Source organism: Gimesia aquarii, from assembly GCF_007748175.1.
GTDB lineage: Bacteria > Planctomycetota > Planctomycetia > Planctomycetales > Planctomycetaceae > Gimesia > Gimesia aquarii_A.
The window spans coordinates 4,898,958-4,919,239 of record NZ_CP037422.1; the positions used below are offsets into that span (position 1 = coordinate 4,898,958).

At 43.9% G+C, this 20,282-nt stretch carries 12 protein-coding genes; 10 read left to right on the top strand and 2 right to left on the bottom strand.

The features are described 5' to 3' along the window. Window positions 1–80: 80 nt before the first annotated feature. The 4 genes from V202x_RS18710 (at window position 81) to V202x_RS18725 (ending at window position 6,925) form a co-directional block, all read left to right on the top strand. Complete coding sequence (locus V202x_RS18710; protein ID WP_145178163.1) at window positions 81–1,301, top strand: formylglycine-generating enzyme family protein; 1,221 nt, start codon at window positions 81–83, stop codon at window positions 1,299–1,301. A 239-nt stretch (window positions 1,302–1,540) separates the two neighbouring features. After that, entirely contained in the window at window positions 1,541–1,996 is a 456-nt protein-coding gene (locus V202x_RS18715) for a MarR family winged helix-turn-helix transcriptional regulator (protein WP_144985308.1), read from the top strand. Between the two features lie 60 nt (window positions 1,997–2,056). Next, window positions 2,057–3,352: an efflux RND transporter periplasmic adaptor subunit gene (locus tag V202x_RS18720; RefSeq protein ID WP_145178165.1), complete on the top strand. Its 1,296-nt coding sequence runs from the start codon at window positions 2,057–2,059 to the stop codon at window positions 3,350–3,352. Window positions 3,353–3,364: 12 nt separating this feature from the next. Further along, complete coding sequence (locus tag V202x_RS18725) at window positions 3,365–6,925, top strand: efflux RND transporter permease subunit (protein WP_145178167.1); 3,561 nt, start codon at window positions 3,365–3,367, stop codon at window positions 6,923–6,925. Window positions 6,926–7,003: 78 nt separating this feature from the next. Here the strand turns inward: V202x_RS18725 and V202x_RS18730 are convergent, their stop codons facing one another. Then, entirely contained in the window at window positions 7,004–7,696 is a 693-nt protein-coding gene (locus V202x_RS18730) for a hypothetical protein (protein WP_145178169.1), read from the bottom strand. 608 nt (window positions 7,697–8,304) lie between these two features. Here V202x_RS18730 and V202x_RS18735 point away from each other — a divergent pair. Then, entirely contained in the window at window positions 8,305–9,429 is a 1,125-nt protein-coding gene (locus V202x_RS18735) for a YdiY family protein (protein WP_197992959.1), read from the top strand. A 29-nt stretch (window positions 9,430–9,458) separates the two neighbouring features. Here V202x_RS18735 and V202x_RS18740 read toward each other — a convergent pair whose 3' ends face one another. After that, window positions 9,459–11,531, bottom strand: coding sequence for a M20/M25/M40 family metallo-hydrolase (locus V202x_RS18740; RefSeq protein WP_145178173.1), 2,073 nt, complete (start codon window positions 11,529–11,531; stop codon window positions 9,459–9,461). A gap of 310 nt (window positions 11,532–11,841) precedes the next feature. On the opposite strand from V202x_RS18740, the gene V202x_RS18745 reads away from it, so the two are divergent. From V202x_RS18745 to V202x_RS18765, 5 genes are all read left to right on the top strand, one after another. Next, window positions 11,842–13,890 carry an AMP-binding protein gene (locus tag V202x_RS18745; RefSeq protein ID WP_145178175.1) on the top strand — a complete coding sequence of 683 codons (2,049 nt, stop codon included), beginning with the start codon at window positions 11,842–11,844 and terminating at the stop codon, window positions 13,888–13,890. After that, on the top strand, window positions 13,887–15,089 hold the full coding sequence (locus V202x_RS18750) for an acetyl-CoA C-acetyltransferase (RefSeq protein ID WP_145178177.1): 1,203 nt from the start codon (window positions 13,887–13,889) through the stop codon (window positions 15,087–15,089). Before V202x_RS18745 ends, V202x_RS18750 begins: the two co-directional genes overlap by 4 nt. A gap of 29 nt (window positions 15,090–15,118) precedes the next feature. Beyond that, a complete protein-coding gene (locus V202x_RS18755) occupies window positions 15,119–16,051 on the top strand; it encodes a 3-hydroxyacyl-CoA dehydrogenase family protein (protein WP_145178179.1) in 933 nt (310 codons plus the stop codon). 4 nt (window positions 16,052–16,055) lie between these two features. Further along, window positions 16,056–16,823 carry a 3-hydroxybutyrate dehydrogenase gene (locus V202x_RS18760; RefSeq protein WP_145178181.1) on the top strand — a complete coding sequence of 256 codons (768 nt, stop codon included), beginning with the start codon at window positions 16,056–16,058 and terminating at the stop codon, window positions 16,821–16,823. Window positions 16,824–16,987: 164 nt separating this feature from the next. Continuing rightward, entirely contained in the window at window positions 16,988–20,239 is a 3,252-nt protein-coding gene (locus tag V202x_RS18765) for a DUF1549 domain-containing protein (protein WP_197992960.1), read from the top strand. The last annotated feature ends 43 nt before the right edge of the window (window positions 20,240–20,282 follow it).

The window sequence follows — 20,282 nt, forward strand, 5'->3', positions numbered from 1 at the left end:
TGATTCGCTTACAGAAATGTTAAAATTATGGGTAATGATGTTCATTTTAAGTCATTTACTAGCAGTGATTGGTTCCTACTATGGTGCGAATTCGAAAAATTTGTTGTGGGGCATTCCATTTATTCGTTGGGGGAATGTTGCTAACTACTGTTGGTTGTGGTGGTGGAAGCGAACAACAAGTACAGCGATCTCCTGTGAAAGAAAAATCTTCTTCGGTTCAAGATCCTAAACTGAAATCTATAGGTTCCAAGCTCAAAAAAAGATTTCAGAAGAAATCAGAGCAGCCAGAAATCGAAGGCAATTCGGAAGATATGTTTGAAGTTGTGGATTATGTTCATAACTTTGAAATTCAAAAACCCGAATCAACTAGTCGCTCTGATGACTTAATCTCAGTTGTGTTACCTGCACAGGGGGATGTCGATTCTTCTACTTTTTTGATTACCGCAAGTGGAAAGCAGGAAGAGCAAGGCGAACCTGATTCTTCGTTTAAGCTACCCGAAGGATTTTCTGCTATCGCAGAAGCTGGTTATTCATTACAAGGGCTGCCCCATCGAATTCGTTGTGCGCGGGATTATAGCGAAATGGTGTTGGTCCCTGCTGGAGTTTCGATTCAAGGAATAAATGATGGCGAAAAAAATGCAGAGCCTCAATTCACGATTTACCAGAATGCGTTTTACATTGATGTATATGAAGTGACTCTGGAACAATACCGGCGCTGGCGTTCAGAGATGATTGCGCAAAAAGGAAAAATTCCGAGCCCCGCCGGCAATGATCTTCAACCAGCTCAGTTTCCTGCCCTAGGGATCTCCTATACCGATGCTCTCAACTATGCACGTACTATGGGCAAGCAGTTACCTCTTGAAACTCAGTGGGAAAAAGCGGCTCGCGGAGAATCCGGTTTCCAATATCCCTGGGGAAATGGGCGTCCGCTCTGGCAGAGAGTACGTAAGCCAGGACAAATTGATGCAGTGGGAACATTTCCTGGTGATCAAAGTCCCTATGGTGTTTTTGATTTGGCCGGTAATGCGCGAGAATGGTGTGAAGATTGGTATTCTAACAATCCTTATCAGGCTGCGATTACATTAGCTGATGCGGGAGTCGTAAGAGATTGGACGGGTCCTAAAAGATCTGTGATACCCAGCATGCGGGCAGTAAGAGGAAATCAACAAGCATGGTACGTCTGGAAACGCTCGGGAGAAAATATGAGGAAGCCTCCTGCAGATGTTGGGTTTCGTTGTGTTCTGAATCTTCCTGAAGTATCAGCCGATTCCGAAGCTCCAAAAACTTCTGGCCCATTTTGATTCTCGTTTCCCGAGTGTCTACTCTATTTAGCTGATTGGGGAAGCTTTCTGCTGCTTCCATTCAAGTTTCGGTTCGCTTTGCAAGTCTTCTCAGATTGCCGTTTTCCGCCTGATGACCTCGTAAATTCACACTCCCATGGAAATTGTATGTTGCGGTCGCTCTTGTCATAATATACAACAGGGCTAATAATTAGCCTGGCTAATGAATGAGGGTTTCTAATCTACCGGAGGAGAAACTGATGCTGCAATACGACTTTGAGGAAAGTATCGGGTATTGGATTACGATTACCTCGCATTTTTATCAAGAGGCATTAAATCAGGAATTAATACCTTATGGAATTACATTCCGTCAGTTTCAGGTGATTGGTTGGCTCGTTTATGAAGGCTCGCTTTCCCAAGTCGAATTGGCCGAGCGTATGATGATCGAGCCACCAACGCTGGTTAGAATCCTGGATCGTATGGAGCGGGATTGCTGGATCAAACGTGAAAATGATCCCGATGATCGCCGCCGTAAAGTGGTGAAAGTTCTTCCTGAGGCAAAACCCGTTTGGTCGCAGATGGTGGCCTGTTTGAAGCGGCTCAGAAAAAAGGCGACTCAAGGTATGACACCGGAACAGGTTGAAATCTTGAAGTCGCTATTAATGCAGGTGCAGGAAAATCTCGGAGTGACGACTTCCGAGTATGAGACTGCATAAATAAGAAGAAATCAGATTTATAAACGATAGATAATACTTAATATAATATTGAGGGGATTTATGAGATTAGCAACCAGCCTCGTTGCCTTTTTTTTGTTATGTTTTTTGTTTTCTGAACAACTGCTTGCTCAACGTGGTCCCGCCGCGGTAGCCGTTGCTGAAATTGTGGAGCAGAAAATTGCATCAGGACAAACCTTTGTCGGAACTGTGCAGCCGATTAAGAGAAGTATCATCGGAAGTGCCGTCGGTGGACGTGTCTCCGAGTTTCCTGTGAATGAGGGAGACTATGTGCGCGCCAAACAACCTTTGGCTCAACTCTTGATTAACACTGTCAGTTTAGAAGTAGATGCTGAAAAAGCGGAATTAGAACTTCGCAAACATGAGCTGACTGAGTTAGAAAATGGTTCCCGACCAGATGAAATAAAAAGAACCAAAGCGCTCATGATGGCTGCCAAGGCTGGTAGCGAATATCAGCAAAAACGACGTAAACGTCTGGAATCTCTTTATTCTAGAAAAGCAGTGAATGATGATGATATTCAACAGGTTGTCTCAGAGTCAATTCGTGCTGAGCAATTATTTCAGGAAGCGACGGCAGCTTATGAACTCGCAGTGAAAGGGCCTCGAAAAGAGAAAATTGCTCAGGCGCGATCTCGTGTTGCTATCCAGCAGGCCCTGGTTGATAAACTTGAAAGTCAGGTCGTAAAGCACACCATTATCTCCCCGTTTAATGGGTACGTTGTTGCCGAACATACGGAAGTCGGTCAATGGGTTAACTCGGGTGAGCTTGTTGCCGAAGTGATTGCATTAGATGAAGTGGATGTCAGTGTTCAAGTACTTGAGAACCATGTGCCACATGTTCGATTGGGAATGGATGTTCGTGTAGAAGTTCCTGCTATTCCAGAAGAAGTATTTATAGGTAAGGTAGCCATGGTCATCCCGCAGGCAGATGTGCGATCTCGTACGTTTCCAGTTAAAGTTCGGATCAAAAATACAATTACTAAGAATGGACCGATCCTCAAATCGGGAATGTTAGCCCGCGCTGTGCTACCTACAGGTTCGGCTCAAACTGCCTTACTGGTTTCCAAGGATGCTTTGGTTTTAGGAGGTCCTCGTCCCATGATTTTTGTCGTCGAGCCCAATAAAGAAAATCAAAAACTGGGTAAAGCACGTGCTGTTCCCGTCCAAGTTGGTGTAGCTCAAGGTCGGTTAATTCAAGTGAAGGGTGACTTAAAACGTGGGGCGTTTGTTGTCATACGCGGCAATGAACGCTTAAGACCAGAGCAGGATGTTGTAATAGCTGAAGTCTTATCTCCCGATGCGGAACCAAAAGCCAAGGCCATGAAGTCGGAGGGTTAAAGAGGGTTTTCAATGAATTTGATTCACGCCATTGTACATAATCCTGTCAAGGTAACTGTCGGAGTATTGATGACGGTCTTATTCGGTCTGGTTGCATTAATTCGAATGCCGATGCAACTGACGCCAGAGGTGCAAAGACCCACTATTACCGTAGAGACACGTTGGCCTGGCGCCAGCCCTCAGGAAGTTGAACGAGAAATTGTTCTAGAGCAGGAAGAACAACTCAAAAGTGTGGAGGGAATCACAAAACTGAGTTCAGAAAGTGCGGATTCTAAAGGATCAATCACACTTGAGTTTCTGGTCGGCACGAATATGGATGAGGCATTACTGAAGGTGAATTCTCGTTTGCAGCAGGTACCAGAATATCCAGAAGATGCAGACCAACCCATTATCAGTACTTCGAACGCTGCAGATCGTCCGATTGCCTGGTTTATTCTTAGTAGTCGTTTACCATCAGATGAAAAATTAGTTGAATTTCAAAAATCACATCCTGAGATTAAGGAAGAATTGGAAGTCATTCGCACTACTCCTAACCCTGGTTTAGCGATGCTGCGATTGAGGCTATTAGCCGAAGAACATCCCGAAGTCAGAGGCGGATTATTACCCTCTCGAGATTTGGAAGTCACAAAATTGCGTCGCTTTGCTGAAGATGAAATTGAAGCGCGGTTTGAACGAGTCTCGGGAGTTTCTCAGTCCAATGTATTAGGTGGTCTGGAAGATGAACTTCAGGTAGTAGTAGATTCAGAACAATTGGCAGCGCGGCAATTAACGATTTCAGATGTTCGTGCTGTGCTACGAGGACAAAATGCGGATACCTCAGCAGGGGATTTCTGGGAGGGAAAACGGCGATGGGTTGTTCGGACGATTGGTCAGTTCCGTGATGTAGAAGAAGTTGAAAATCAGTTGCTGGCGATTCGCGATGGTGCTCCCGTTTATGTGAGAGATGTTGCAGAAGTCCGCTTGGGATATAAAAAACCGGCTGGTCTTGTGCGGCGGTTTGGTGAATCCAGTATCGCAATTAACTGCGTCCGCGAAACCGGAGCCAATGTTTTGGATATCATGGATGGTTTGCGAGCAGCTACGAAAGACCTCGATGAAAACATTCTAAAGCCACGCGGTTTACAGCTCGTTCAAGTTTATGATGAAACGGATTATATTTATTCCTCTATCGATTTGGTACAGAATAACATTTTCATCGGCGGGGCATTAACTATGATTGTGTTGATGTCTTTTCTGCATTTGGGTGTCCGGACTCTACTGTTCGTGCCATTTATTCTTCTCACAGCGGTCGCTGCGATGTTCATCTCTCCCTGGTTCTTTGTGATCAGTTTAGCATTGATTGTGGGAGCGGGGTTCTGGTTTGCCCGTGGGGCTTTGGTGGTTGGGTTGGCAATTCCAACAAGTATCATTGGCACATTTCTGATTCTGGGAGCATTGGGACGTTCTTTGAACGTCATCAGTCTAGCTGGGTTGGCATTTGCTGTTGGGATGTTGGTTGATAATGCCGTGGTAGTTTTGGAAAATATTTTCCGCAGATATTCTTTGGGAGAATCCCCATTCCGGGCTGCCATTAAAGGGACTCAAGAAGTTTGGGGCGCAGTTCTTGCATCAACACTGACAACCATTGCAGTTTTTCTTCCAGTTGTCTTCATACAAGAAGAAGCAGGTCAATTATTTCGAGATATTGCGCTCGCAATCAGTGCTGCCGTCGGTCTTTCATTATTAGTTTCAATGACGTTGATTTCCACTGCGTCCGCTCGTTTGCTCAAGAAGAGAGAAGGCCAGGAAATTGAAGACGAACACATTTCGCATCGGGATGAGATAACGTCTGAAAAACCGAATCCAAAAGGTAAATTACATAAAGTCCTGATTGGACCTATTGAAGCGGGAGGAGCTGCGTTTGTAAAAATGGTTGTGGGAGTGAATCACTGGATTCAGCGCGGTTTTATTCGTCGGTTACTTGTTGTTGGCTTACTTGTTGGCGCTGCGGTAGGCATCAGTTGGCAGTTGTGGCCTAAAGTTGAGTATCTGCCAACAGGGAATCGAAATTTAATTTTCGCCATTTTGCTGCCACCTCCCGGATATAACCTCAACCAGCTGATGGAGTTGGGAGAGACCGTTGAAAACGATTTGCGACCTTACTGGGATATCGATCCTACCAGTGAGGAAGCCAATAAACTGGATTATCCTGTGATTGGGGATTTCTTTTTTGTTGCACGAGGGCGTCAGGTCTTTATGGGGATTCGTGCTTATGATTCACAGCGCGTGGGAGAGTTGATTCCTCTAGTCCAAAAGGCAGGTATGAAATTGCCGGGGACATTCGCAGTCGCTAAACAATCCAGTCTGTTTGAAAGAGGACTTACGGGGGGACGTACTATTGAAGTTGAGATTATTGGCCCTGATTTAAAAAAACTGGTGGGTATGGGGGGGCAGATTCTGGGACAAGTAAAACAAATCATGCCGGCTGCTCAAGTACGTCCTATTCCCAGCCTTGATCTTTCGAGTCCAGAAATTCATATCCAACCCAAACTAGTTCAAGCAGCCGAAATGGGAGTCAGTAGTGCTGATTTGGGATATACGGCGAATGCTTTGATTGATGGTGCTTTTGCTGGAGATTATTATCTCGGAGGAGATAAAATTGATCTGACGATTGTGGGTAGATCGAAACACGTCCAGAATACGCAAGACGTCAAAGCATTATCGGTGGCGACTCCCATGGGATCACTCGTGCCATTAGAAGCCTTAGCAAGCGTGGAAATTACAAGTGGTCCGGAACAAATCAATCACCGAGAGCGTCAGCGTGCGATTACCATTGAAGTGTCACCACCAGAAGAGATGGCACTCGAAGATGCCATGGGGCAGATTCAGTCGAAAATTGTACAGCCATTGCGAGAGAACGGACAATTGGTAGGGGGGTATCGCATTATCTTGTCAGGAACCGCTGACAAATTACGGGATACATGGGCTGCACTGGAGTTCAATGTGATGCTTGCTTTATTGATTACTTACCTTTTGATGGCAGCGTTGTTTGAATCATGGCTCTATCCATTAGTGATTATTTTCAGTGTCCCACTAGGGGCCGTCGGTGGAATCGTAGGACTGAGTATTCTTAATTTGTTTACACTCCAGACTCTGGATGTACTCACAATGTTGGGCTTTGTGATTTTAATTGGAACCGTGGTAAATAACCCGATATTAATTATTCACCAATCTTTAAATCACATCAAAGAAGACGACATGTCACCCCGTGAAGCAATTTTGGAAAGTATTCGTACCCGAATCAGGCCTATTTTTATGACGACAACAACAACTGTACTAGGGTTATTACCGCTGGTTTTATTTCCCGGTTCAGGCAGTGAATTATATCGTGGTTTGGGAAGTGTCGTTCTGGGGGGGCTGATTGTTTCGTCGCTCTTTACACTTGTACTCGTTCCGACTTTGTTTAGCTTGACAATGGATGCCAAGAAGTGGGGCGTGAATCTCTTGCGGCCAAGTTTAGTGAAACAAAAGAAATCAGATCATTCGCTGTCAGAAGAAGTAGAATTATCCACTCAGGAAAATGCGACGATTTAATAGATATTGTTGATCAATATATTTATTGATTGAAGGCAGGCCCACTTCAAGCTCGGAAATCTCTAATTGATTTTTCGATTAAGAATATTCGATATCAATTCCAAGACGGTATTTTAGTTGATCCAACTCTTCAATCGATTCATCACTGGATGAATGCACGTGTTCTGCTTCCGTAATAAATTTTAAATCCGAGATGTGGGGGATATCATACTCATCTAAGATATTTTCGAATTGATCGATTCCCTGCCCGTACATGATAAGTAGTTTGTGCTCATCAAATTGAACTTCGAGCGGAATGAGTGGGTTTAGAACTGCAATCCCTGCGCAGCCATCGTTCAGCAGCAAATCTTCATAGTCATAGAGCGTACTTTTGAGAACAGGTAAATCCATGTGTTCGCGATACAGGTCCTGGTGTTGATTGTTAGAACCTTCGTGGCTCGTTTCAAGTACAACATCAACTTCGGTACCAAGTGGATCAAGCAGGTCGATAAACAGATCAAATAACACTTCTCTTGAAGCAGATGCCATCAGAACCGGAATCTTAATACCAGTCTCTTTGTCCGTGTAAACATCATGTCGGTAACCAGCTTGAGGTACGACTTCCAGATCGTAAGAAGGACGAATGGCTTCAGTTAGCATGAAGTTGCCATACTTGGCGATATTCAAGTGTGTTTCCAATTGATCTTCTGAAAGACTTTCAAAACTACTGCGTACTTTCCCCGCAGAGTTATCCCGGTAGGTCGTCTTCAAGAATTTTTTTAAGAATCCCATAATAAATCTTCCCCCCCTCACGACAGACAAAAATCATGTTGCCACTTGGGCTTGTAACACCGTATTTACTTAACTTTTTGGATTGGTATTTAGAATTGGCAGTTTGTTCTTAGTTGTTGTGACTGGAACGAACTGGAATCAAAAAACTCTAGCACGCAAAATGAGGAGAGGTCTCAAGTAGTCTCGATGTTGCGTTCTTTTTTGGCGAGTTTGAGCCAAAAGAGCCGGAAGGATGAGATGAGGTAAGAGTTCCAGACAGATAAAACGTCCGGTTGTACCGATTAGGTAATCTTGAAACCGTAATCGATAGGGCAACGACAGGGAGAATTGTTGTATTCCCTGTCATCGTCAAGACTGGGAGGGCAAACTTAGATTTCTGAAATACAATAGGAGTTGATTTATATAAACATTGATGTTTTAACAAGTTAGAATGCAGTATCAGAAAATAGGGGCTCCCAGGATTTTTTTGAATTTCTGCTGCTAACTGACAAATAGACACATTGTGGTAAACTACTATCATTATTAGAATTACCGCCGAATTCTTATATCCAGCCGTACTTCTTCATCTCAATATTTTACGAATGATTTATCCAGCCACGGATGGTTTCATGGGGTGTTCTCACACTCTTAATCGAACCAAATGTCTAATAAGATTTTTTCTGATTCATCTTGTATTATATATCCTGAGCAGTTCTGGAGTTGCTTTCAGTGATCATGCTACAGGGATAGAAACACTCTATCTTAAAGATGGGCAACAATTTTCAGGTGAAAGTATCGGTTTTGAAGACGGAAACATTCTGTTCAGATTGCCCAATGGCGAGATTTATCCGGTCTTATTGGGATTAGTAGATCGCCTTGAATTCGGCTCTGGAAACTTGGACTCTAAATCGCCTGTTCAAGAGGAGAAACTCCTGGTCAATAACGAAAGTGGCGAGTTGCCTCTGTTGCCGCCTCCTCTGATCACTGCAGAACCGGAACCATTAGGTATTCCTCCCGCACCAGATTCGGAACAAATACAAGAAACACCCTTAGATACGATAGAAGAATATGTTGATACAGGTTGGGAATATGTAGAGGTTTGGACCAAGCGTTTGGAACTGGGAGGCACGTTTCTTGCGGGAAATACAGACCGTGATTATGTCACAACAGGTCTTTATCTAGAAAAATCTGACAATGACAACTTATTTGAATTTGAAATCGGCGGACGTTGGGGGCAGTCAAATGGAGTCCGGGACGCTAATCGTTGGTATGGTAACGCCACAATGGATGTCGCCCGTACCACCAACTGGATTGTGTTTGTTTCAAACAGAAATACTTATGATGAATTTGAAAATCTTGACTGGCGAGGAACGCTCTCGACAGGTTTGGGGTATCGATTCATTAACGAAGGGGACAAACGGTTAATTCTACGTATTGGTCCTGGTGGGACGCACGAAATTTACACTGATCCCAACTTAAGCAGAACCACATTCGACATGTTTGTGGAAGTCGAATTCCACTGGCCACTTTCAGATCATGCTAAACTGGAACATAAACAAACCTGGACTCCCAGTTTGGATACCGCTCAAATTCTACGTGTGACGACAGAATCAGGGTTGCTTTTCAAGTTGGATAATAAAGATCGCTGGAACCTGAAACTCGGACTTTTACAGACATATAACTCTTTACCTAGTGCAGGTCGTAAGAAAAGCGATTACACAGGTAGCGTTTCACTAGTCTACACTCGAAAATAGTAAGTGAATCGGAATCTGTCTGTAATTTGTTATTTAGGCTTAGCCAGTTTGACTGTCAACTTGACCCGTTTCCCGTCACGCATCACAGTGACCTCGACCTGATCGCCGGGGGAAAACATTCTCAAGGCTAGATCGAAATCATCGAGACCTCCAATTTTTGTCTTTCCCATCTTGATGATGGCATCACCAGCTTTGAGTCCTGCTTTGTCGGCAGGACTGCCGGGAGAAGCGCCAGAAATGTGATAACCAGGACCCTCTCCCCCGAAGTCGGGGATACTACCAAAGTAAGGCCGATTTCCAGAACGCATGTTGGTAGCAGGCCGTTCAATTTTGACATATTTGGGGCGATCAGGGTTCTCAGCAGTCGCAACAGCGATTTCCTCCAAAAATCCGACGATGCGTTGCATGCCGGGAATATTAATTTTGTTCCAATCATCAGAAGGACGGTGATAATCGCTGTGCGTCCCTGTAAAGAGGTGTAATACTGGGATTTGTTTCCCATAAAAGGAACTATGATCACTGGGGCCAAATCCCTCTGGTTTCAGAGATAGTTTTAAATCATATTCTTTCGCGGTTTCTTCGACTAATTTTTTCCAGCGGGGGGCTGTTCCTGTTCCAAAAACGGTGAGCTTGTCATTCGTCAGTCGTCCTACCATATCCATATTGAGCATGGCGACTGTATTTTTGATATCAAATGTCGCATTCTTAACATAGTGGGCAGATCCAATTAGCCCCCGTTCCTCTCCGGTAAATGCAATAAATACGACGCGGCGCGGCAAAGGTGTTTTTCGAGCGGCCAGTCTTCGAGCCAGCTCAATGAGTGCGACCGTTCCGGATGCGTTGTCATCGGCGCCGTTATGAACGTCAGTCGAACCGGGAGCCAATGAACCTTCACCTCCGTAACCTACATGATCATAGTGTGCTCCAATCACGACGGTTTCATCTGCAAAAGGTCCTTTTCCTTCCAGGACACCAATTACGTTTTTGACCTCCGTACGAATTTGCTCAACTTGAATTTCTCCTTTTGCTTTCCATTGAGGCAAGGCAAAGCTTTCGGGCTTAAGATCGGTATCGATTTGGGCTTCCAATTTTTGAAGTGTCGGTTTACCAGCGTCCTTAAAAAGTTGATTACATGTTTCGATTGTGATATGTGCAATCGGAATTGAACGACCATCTCCACTGCCAGCGTATCCAAATTTCATTAGCACATCGAATGTTCCGTTTTTCAATCGCTTCCGTGCTTGCAGAACTTCATGCAGTGCTTTTTTTAGTTCACGGTCGGCTTCCGTTTTTTTGTCTTTGCTTGATTTTTCCCAGTTTTCTGTGGTGGTAATAAGTTCCTCGATGGCATCTTCTTCAAGTTCCTGTGCTTCTTTTTTGTTTTCTTTAGTCGAATAGGAATCATTCACAAATAAAATCGCTTTGGCGCCTTTCCCAAAGGCCGTACTCACTTTATATCGAAGGGCCGCATAGCGGGAGATCCCATGTGCGCCGGCAAAGGGACTTTTTTTGTCTCCTTGTTGTGGTGTCCGTCTCAGGATAATGGCGACTTTATCTTTGACATCAATGCCTGCGTAGTCGCTATATTTGACATCTTTCGCATCGATGCCATATCCACAAAAGACAAGCTCTGCATCAAATTTTCCAGAGCCTCCGAATGAGCAGGAGCGAAAATCTTTGTCATATTTCAGTGGGATCGTTTTTCCATCAGGTCCTACCAGCTCAAGCTGATTTACAGATCCCAATTTGCTGCCAGTGTTGATTGTGAATTTCTGAAATGCACTATTATTAACTGATTGTACATTCAGACCGGCTGCTTTGAATTCTTTCTCAATGTAATCTGCAGCTAAATTGATTCCCCGAGTCTTAACACCACGACCTTCCAATTCATCAGAAGCCAGGTATTTGATTGCATCCAGCATTCGCTGATTGCTCTCTGAATTCAGGTTTGATTTCACATTTGACTTGGTAGTTTTTGCTGGTGTTTTTCCCAGTACCAGTGTAGGAGTTTGCAACAAAACCATGCAAAAGATCACTGATGCCAGTAAATAGATTTCTATAATTGGTTTTTTTGATAGGCGTTTTGTGTTCAGAACAGACATAAAGGCTCTTTCTCTATTATTTGTCTGCTAAAGGTTGGTTTATTATCACTACGAAAAGCAACAAAAACGTGTTGGAATTCTCATTCACTCCAAATTTACACTTCATATGACTATTGTCTTTATTTTCGCATTTGAGATGCTGAATGGAAGTCACGTTTTCAAGATTAATTGAAAATCGACACAGTTCACAACTCTATTTTAAGTTTGGCTTTACGTGGAACAGGCTTGAACTGGCGAATTGATATCGAAGAAGGTAGAGTTTTAGATTTAGCCAAATATCGAGTTCCCCAAATTGACAATGGGACAAACAATGGATCTCCCCGTCGATATATTAGATGTATTTATTGAGCTTGGACTGACTTCTGCCGAAGCACAGGGTCTGGTAAATACACTCAAAAACATTTCTATTAAAGAAGATTCTGAGATTTGGCAACAACTAATATCACAAGTTCTTACACCAGAGATCCCTTTTTCAATTCATCGATTCTTACATCAGCAAGTCTTTCAGAGGCGAATTGAACAAGGAGTTCCCGCTCCGGCTTGGTTTTCCGGGGATCCAGAGTTATCTCATTCACATCTGGCCCAATGGTTACGTGATTTTGATTTGTGTAGCATGGATGAGTTACATGAATGGTCAATTCAGAATCGAGAGGCATTCACCCGGAAACTAATTGAATCGCTTCGCATTCAATTCATTCAACAGCCAGAACATATCATGAATCTAAGTGCTGGTGTCGAAAATGTCGATTGGCTGACTGAAGCAAAGTTGAATATTGTTGAAAGTTGTTTTAGAGACAAGTCAGAGCAGGCAGCGATTATTTTTCAGAAGCAGAATCAGGAAATACAACAACTCAGCTACCAGGAATTGAAAAAACTTACAGCTCAGGTAGCCAATGGACTCAAGGAGGCCGGAGTCCATCCTGGAGAACGAGTGGCGGTGATGATGCCGATGACGCCTGAATCGGTTGCGATATTTTTGGGAATCATCGCGGCCGGTTGTGTTGTCGTGACGATTGCCGACAGCTTTTCAGCCGAGGAAATGGAAGTGCGGCTCAAGATGACTGAGCCCTGTCTCATCTTTATACAAGATGTGATATCTCGTAACGGTAAACAGCTCCCTCTCTATTCTAAGTTAGGACTCAATAGAGAATTACCGGCAGTGGTACTGTCGGAGGGGGAGTCTCTACAGATTTCACTGAGATCCATTGATCGACAATGGATTAATTTTTTGTCCAATAACACAGAGTTATCGTACGTTGCTCGAAATCCAAATGATGATACAACGATTCTATTTTCCTCAGGAACAACGGGTAGTCCTAAAGGGATTCCCTGGGATCAGACTACGCCGATCAAGTCAGCAGGAGACGGATTTCTGCATCATGATATTCATCCAGGTGATGTCGTTTGCTGGCCGACGAATTTGGGTTGGATGATGGGGCCCTGGCTAGTCTATGCTTCGTTAATTAATGATGCCACAATTGCTCTGACTGATGCAGTTCCAACGAGTCGCGAGTTTTGTGAATTTGTACAGAATGCGAACGTGACCATGTTAGGATTGGTTCCCAGCATTGTTTCTGTATGGCGTAATCAGGATTGTGTATCAGGCCTTGATTGGTCTCAGATAAAGGTTTTCAGTTCGACGGGAGAATGCTCCAACCCCGATGATATGTTGTGGCTGATGTCCCGTGCCGGTTATCGTCCGGTCATTGAATATTGTGGTGGTACAGAAACAGGAGGGGGCTATATAACCGGCACGGTTTTAAAACCTGGAGTTCCTGGATTCTTCTCTTGTCCTGCTGTTGGTTTTTCCTGGTTGTTGTTAGACGAATCTGGAAATAAAACGAAAAACGGAGAAGTTTTCTTTGAACCTCCTGTCATTGGATTATCTACACGTCTGATCAATCGCAATCATCATGAAGTCTACTTTGCCGATATCGCACCTGGACCAGAGCAGCAAGTTCTTCGAAGGCACGGCGATCAGATCGAAGCGCTACCAGGTGGTTATTATCGGGCACAGGGCCGCATTGACGATGCGATGAATTTAGGAGGCATCAAAGTCAGTTCGGTGCAAATTGAAGAACTTCTAAGTCAAATAAAAGACGTTGTCGAGGTTGCGGCTATCGCTGTTCCACCAGAGGGTGGTGGTCCAAGCCAGTTAGTCATATTTGTAGTGATCAATGCAGGAACGGAATTGGTTGTAGATCAATTACAGAAAGAAATGCAGCAGTTAATTCGCATGCAACTTAACCCGCTATTTAAAATTCATGCGGTACGTGAGATTGCGCAATTGCCGCGAACCGCATCCAATAAAGTGATGCGTCGGAAGTTAAGAGATTTATATCAAGGTGCAGATACATGAGTCAGCCAGGACAAAACAGAGTTGCCGTTTTAAGTGCAGTTAGAACGCCCATTGGTACATTTAACGGTGCGTTCAAAGATCTATCTGCAGTACAACTAGGTACGGTAGCTGCCAAAGAAGTGCTCAATCGGACTGGTCTGTCTGGAGATCAAATTGATGAAGTTTTTCTAGGGCAAGTCTTTACTGCTGGATGTGGAATGAATCCGGCGCGTCAGGTGGCCGTTCATGCCGGATTACCATATAACGTCCCGGCAACGACTGTAAATATGGTGTGTGGTTCGGGTTTAAAATCAGTGGCGCTGGGAATGCAGTCGATCTTATATGGTAAGTCGCAGGTAGTGTTAGCAGGGGGGATGGAAAGTATGAGTAATACTCCCTATCTTCTTCGTGGTGCACGTACCGGGTTCAAAATGGGAAATCAGCAATTAGTTGATTCTATGATCCAGGATGCTTTGTGGGATGCATTTTATGATTGTCATATGGGAATTACGGCTGAGAATTTGGCGGAGGAATATGAAATAGCGCGTGAGAAACAAGATCGATATGCCGTTCAAAGTCAGCAACGATACCAGACCGCGTTAATTAATGAAAAATTTGACGATGAGATTGTGGGCGTCTCTGTTCCCAAAAGGAAAGCAGGGCCGGAAATGATTACAGTTGATGAACATCCACGTAAAGAAACAAATTATGAAACGATTTCGGGTTTACGTCCTTCATTTAAATCAGAGGGAACGGTGACCGCCGCGAATGCTTCTGGTGTGAATGATGGTGCGGCTGCATTGCTGATTGCAGATGAAAGTTTCGTGAAAGAACGAGGCTTGAAACCGCTGGCTTGGATTCGTGCGTATTCTAATGTAGGTCTTGATCCACAATTTATGGGTATGGGACCTGCGTATGCGATAGAGCAGTTATTGAAAGAGGAAAAACTCAAGTTATCTGATATCGATTTGCTGGAGATCAATGAAGCGTTTGCGGCACAAACTCTCGCCGTAGGAAAATCGCTCGATTGGGATGATGAACGCGTGAATGTGAATGGTGGAGCAATTGCGTTAGGGCATCCGCTGGGGGCCAGTGGGGCTCGGATCGCGGTGACATTGCTTCATGAAATGCAAAAACGGAAATCGCAGCGCGGTATCGCTTCACTTTGTATTGGAGGTGGGATGGGGATTGCGATGTTATTTGAGTCGGCAGGAACTTAGTCAGCGAAATTTAATAGAGAGCAAATCTCATGCACAACATTGGAATTCTGGGTGCAGGATTAATTGGCGCGAGTTGGGCCTCTTTTTTTGCCGCGAAAGGTCTCAAGGTCCGTATCTACGACGTAAATTCGGAAGTGAAAGAGAATGCACTTCAAACTGCTAATGATAATCTGCAACGTCTTGTCAATCTGAAGATGTTGACGTCGAAAGCGGCAAAAACAGGTCAACAAAATCTGCAAACAGTAGATTCAATGAAAGCATTATTGACTGATATGGACTACGTTCAGGAGTCCGTGGTTGAAGATTATGCGATTAAGGCTGATGTCTACCGTGAATTCGAACAATATGCTTCACTATCCACAATCCTGGCCAGTAGTTCTTCTGGTTTGTTGATGACACGTATGCAGTCGGTGATGAAGCACCCTGCTCGTGCGTTAATTGCACACCCCTTTAACCCTCCGCATCTGATTCCACTTGTCGAGTTGGTCCCCGGTGAACAGACCGCGAGTTCTATTATTGATACAGTCAAAACATTTTTTGTTCAATTGGGTAAACATCCGGTTGTCTTGAATAAGGAAGTTCAGGGACACATTGCCAATCGTTTGGCGGCGGCTATCTGGCGCGAATCTCTTGCATTACTGGATGAAGAGGTTGCCAGTGTCGAAGACATCGATGCGGCATTGTGTCAGGGACCAGGTCTGAGATGGGCAATGATGGGGCAGCATCTAATCTATGAACTCGGTGGTGGTGAAGGGGGCTATCAGAAATTTTTCGATACAATTGGTGCTTCATTCGAAGAGTACTGGAAAGATATGCAAGACTGGACAACGATTCCCGAAGCAGTGAAACAAAAAGCAGTCGCAGGAACGCAAGCATATCTCGAACAGAAAAACCGTAGCGAATGGACGGCCTGGAGAGACCAGAAGCTGGCCCAAATTCAACAAGTATTAAGTGAGGAGTAAGCCGATGTTACTACAAAAAACAGCCTTGATCACGGGAGCTGCCAGTGGCATCGGTGCTGAAATTGCGAAGACACTTTATAATGATGGCTGTCATATAGTGATTGCTGATTTGAATGAACCCGAATTTCTAGCAGAACTTTCTAATTCCAGTCAAAAAATTTCATATATTCCTACCGACTTATCTGACCAGACAGATTGCCAGGCATTAGTAGATCGAGCAATACAAGAATTTGGGGCCGTGGATATACTAGTCAATAATGCTGGCTTTCAACATATCTCGTCCGTAGAAGATTTCCCAGAGAGTGTCTGGGAAAAAATGATGCAAGTCATGTTAACGGCTCCTTTCCTACTCACCAAACATGTTTTTCCCGGCATGAAACGAAAACAATGGGGGCGCATTATCAATATGGGTTCCATTCATTCGCATGTGGCTTCGCTCAATAAAGCCGGTTACACTGCTGCAAAACATGGATTAGTCGGCTTGACGAAATCCATTGCTCTGGAAGGTGGGCCATACCAGATTACAGCGAACGTGGTTTGTCCCGCGTATGTTCGTACGCCTCTCGTTGAGAAACAGATTGAATCACAGGCGGAAGCACTAGGGATTAGTAGCGAAGAGGTCGAAAGCCAAGTCTTTCTAAAAGCATCGGCAACAGGCAAGATTATTGAACCTGTTGAAGTTGCAGAAATAGTCAGATATCTCTGCTCGGATTTAGCAAAATCTGTTACAGGTGCCTGTTGGACAATTGATGGCGGTTGGACGGCACAATAAAAAGACCTAAATGTCTATTTTATAATCGGTTCTGGTATGGAACTTTTTAAATTTCTCAGAACCGTTTTTTTTAACATTGCTTATATATAGTAGACATATTAGAGTGTGTTTATGTAATGACCTACCAAAATGCATATTTGAAATCATTCCACATGAGGTTATCGATGCATTTCCCGCGACATTCAACCATTGCAGTAATTCTTTTCTTGGTCCTTTGCTTTCACCAAACTTATGCAGTTGAGGTTAACGAGCCAATCACTGCAAAGACACCCGAGCAGATCGCAGTTGAAGGGCTACGTGGTTTTTATACAAATCTACAGAAGCATAAAGACGGCACTGTACGACTTGTACGTTTGAGTAAACCACATGTAAAACTTGAAGTATTGGAGCATCTCGAGCAATTTCGAAAGCTCGATTATCTTGCGATTATCTGTCCTCACATTGGCGATGAAGGGCTGTCACACATTCAGCATCTGACCAACCTCGACACCCTGATGCTTTCCGAATCTGCAGTTGGTGATCATGGACTCTCATACCTAAAGCAACTCAACAAATTGGAACGGCTTGAGCTCAATAAGACAAAAATTTCTGATGAGGGATTGGCTCACCTTTCACATCTTGATCAACTCAAAGTACTTTCTTTGAAAAATACGAATATTACCGATGCAGGTTTGAAACGCCTCACCGGTTTAAAGAATCTCGAAGTACTCTTGCTTTCCGGGACGAAGGTGAGTGATGCGGGTTTCGGAATTTTAGCAAGTCTGAAAAAACTGAAAATATTGTATCTCGCTCGCACCCAAGTCAAAGGAAAGCAGCTTGCTACGCTTACTGACTTACCACAACTTGAATATTTGGTTCTGAATCGAAACGTGCTAGACAAGCAGTGTGTGCAAACACTTGTCAAAATGCCTAAGTTGAAAGGCTTGGAGTTGAAACACACGGGACTCCCTGGTGATTCGATCAATCAACTCACGAGAAGCTTAACAAAGACCAATGTCTTTTCTGATGTCTCTACTGTAATAAAAGATGAAACTTCTTCCCTTGTGTTCATGAAATCGGATTCTCTGAATCTGAAACCGATATTGAGCCCGATTCAGGATCGGATTCGTGCGAATGAAACACTGCAGCCTGGTTTTCAGAGGCATGTCATTCCACTGTTAGGCAGATTGGGTTGCAATAGCCGCAATTGTCATGGCTCATTTCAAGGGCGTGGTGGATTTCAACTATCGATGTTTGGATATGACTTTAAATTGGATCACGATAATTTGCTAAAACGTATTGATAAAAAAGTACCAGACCAAAGTTTGATCCTGAATAAACCAACCTCCGAAGATGAACACGAAGGAGGACTTCGTTTACCACCTGGTGGCTGGGAACAAAAACTGTTGCGTGAGTGGATTGCCAGTGGTGCGAAATCTGTAGTCGAAAATGCTCCCCAGTTTGTACGCTTGGATGTAACGCCCAAGCAAGTTGTGTTTTCGAAAAAAGGGGAGATGACTTCGATTAAGGCGATTGCAGTCTGGTCAGATGGTACGCGGGAAGATGTGACTTGTTTGACACGATTCGAGTCAAAAGATGATAGCGTCGCCGAGGTAACAGCTGAAGGGAAAATCCATGCCAAAGGGACCGGCGATACCTATGTGATTTCCTATTATGACAATGGGATTTTTTCGACTCAGGTCATATTGCCTGTTGAGAAAAAGCAAAAAGATGATTACCCCGTTGTTCCGACGCCAACTGAGATTGATCGACATGTAGTTAATAAACTGAAAAAACTGGGCATCCAACCATCAGGCTTGTGCACTGATGATGAATTTTTGCGACGAGTCAGTCTTGATATTACAGCCACCTTGCCTTCACCAGATGAGATTCGAGAGTTTCTTAACGATAAGACACCTGACAAACGCAGTCAAAAGATTGAGGAATTGCTCAAGCAACCTGCTTACGTTGCCTGGTGGAGTATGAAACTCTGTGACCTAACAGGGAGTAATGCGGGCTATCTGGGTGGGACTGAAATGGCTCAGCCTGTGGTCAGTCAATGGAATGCCTGGATCAAGCGTCGAGTTGAAGACAATATTGGATGGAATCAAATCGTTTCGGGTATCATTTTAGGCACAAGTCGTTTACCAGGGGAAACCTATGATGAATTCATGGTTAGACAGAGTGAATTCACGAGTGTCAAAGATCGAAAGGACTTCACGGCACTTAATAACAGTATGCCTCATTACTGGGCGCGGAGTAATATGTCAGTTCCCTCTGATAAGGCATTAGCTTTCGGTTACACCTTCCTGGGAATGCGTCTTGATTGTGCTCAATGTCACAAACATCCGTTTGATGAATGGTCGAAACAAGACTTTCAACTTTTTACCGAGTTTTTTACACGGATTAAATTTGGTACTCCTGCTGATGCGAAAGTCTTGCATGAACAGACACGTAATATGTTGGGAGTTCCTGTCAAATTGAATACCGCTGCATTACGGAGGCAGAGTTATTTGCGGATCGCAGCAGAAGGACGTCCCATTCCCTGGAGAGAAGTCTACATCGAAGCAGCCAAGGGGGACAAGCAAATTGCGAAATTGCTTGGAGGCCAGAAGATGGATATCAGCAAAAATTCTGATCCGCGTCAATTATTGATGCATTGGATGTTGAATGAACCAAACCGTTATTTTGCGAAAGCGTTTGTAAATCGCATTTGGGCTCATTATTTCAATGTGGGCATTATTAATCCTCCTGATGATTTGAATCAAGCCAATCCACCCAGCAATAAGGCATTGCTGGATTATCTGGTCAAGGGATTTGTAGATAGCGGGTATAATATGAAATGGCTGCATCGTACGATTACTAATAGTCGAACTTATCAATTGAGCTGGCGCCCTAATGATACGAATCGCAAAGACACTCGTAATTTCAGTCATGCCGTTTTGAGGCGTTTGCCCGCGGAAGTTGCCATTGATGCGATTCTGAAAGCGACAGCAGATCAAAAGACGGCAAGCCAGTTTTCCAGTAAAATAGATCAACGGAAAATTTCACAACACCCAAGGTCTTATCAGGCCAGGGCCATTGACTTTTCACTGTTAGTTTTCGGAAAACCGTTACGAACAACGAACTGTGACTGTGAACGACAGAATGAACCAACACTGTTGCAGTCATTGTATGTGCGTAACGATGAAGAAATGTTGAGTCACTTAACTCGATCCAATGGTTGGCTGAGTGAATTGAAAAATCGAAGTTCTGAGCAGGCTGATTTAGATGCTCTCGTTTCAGAAGCCTATTTAAGAACGCTTTCTCGACTTCCTGATAAGATAGAAATGAAAGAAAGCCAACTTCATTTAAAGTCGACAAAGACGCTGCATGAGGGTATGCATGATTTAATGTGGGCGCTATTGAACACACAGGAATTTATTACTAATCATTAAATTAAAATTAGCGGTTGGGTGAATTTTTAAAACTATTTTCACT